Origin of the sequence: Dietzia sp. DQ12-76, assembly GCF_014145045.1 — a bacterium.
Lineage (GTDB): Bacteria > Actinomycetota > Actinomycetes > Mycobacteriales > Mycobacteriaceae > Dietzia.
Window position 1 is genome coordinate 1 of record NZ_JAALDV010000490.1, and the last position, 1018, is coordinate 1018.

Below are 1018 nucleotides of genomic sequence, written 5' to 3' on the forward strand. Positions count from 1 at the left end.
GCCAGCGCATCAGCCCCACCCGCACCGTCGCCAGCGGCGAGTACGTCCGTCGCGTGGGCGACGACGTCCAACCGGGCGATGTCGCGGTGCGCGCGGGGGCCATCATCGGGCCGGCCCAGGTCGGCCTGCTCGCGTCCGTGGGGCGGTCCAAGGTGCTCGTGCACCCCAAGCCCCGCATGTCCGTGATCTCGGTCGGCGACGAACTGCTCGACGTCGACGCCAGCCCCGGCACCGGCCAGGTCTACGACGTCAACTCCTACGCCCTGACCGCGGCGGGCCGTGACGCCGGGGCCGACGTGCACCGGGTGGGTATCGCCAGTACCGAACCCTCGAGGCTGCGCGAGGTCCTGGAGGGGCAGCTTGTGCGCAGTGAACTCGTGGTGGTCTCCGGCGCGGCCGGCGGTGAGGCCACCACGAGGATCCGGCAGGTCATGGAGGAGCTCGGGCAGATCGAGGTCAACCGCGTGGCCATGCATCCCGGATCGGTCCAGGGGTTCGGGCGACTGGGTCGTGACGAGGTCCCCACATTCCTCCTGCCGTCGAACCCGGTGAGCGCCCTCGTCGTCTTCGAGATCATGGTCCGGCCACTGATCCGCATCGCGTTGGGCAAGCGGCAGCCCATGCGCCGGACGGTCCGCGCCCGCACCGTCGCCCCCATCTCCTCGGTGGAGGGCAGGCGCGGTTACCTGCGCGGACAGCTCATGCGAGACACCGACACCGGTGAGTACCTGGTGCGGGCGCTCGGCGGCGCGCAGGGATCCTCCACCCACCTGCTCGCCTCGCTCGCGGAGGCGAACTGCCTCGTGGTGATCGACCCCGACGTCTCCGCCGTCCGGACCGGTGACGAGGTGGACGTGATGTTCCTCGCCCAACGCGGCTGAGCCGATCCGGGTCCGAGACCATGTGGAACGTCGTCGCGACCGATGCGACCGCCCACCCCGGGTGGCCGCTCGAGGCCGGACCCCTCCGGGTCCGCGCCGGCGTGGTCACGCTCCGACCGGTGCGGCGTCGCGACGCG

General features: G+C 72.1%; 1 protein-coding gene and 1 pseudogene. Both read left to right on the forward strand.

From position 1 onward, the window contains the following. On the forward strand, window positions 1–881 hold an 881-nt coding region (locus G6019_RS15325; RefSeq protein WP_182627959.1), incomplete at its 5' end, for a molybdopterin molybdotransferase MoeA. A gap of 20 nt (window positions 882–901) precedes the next feature. Beyond that, window positions 902–1018, forward strand: a pseudogene (locus G6019_RS17475) (GNAT family N-acetyltransferase); the annotation flags it as partial.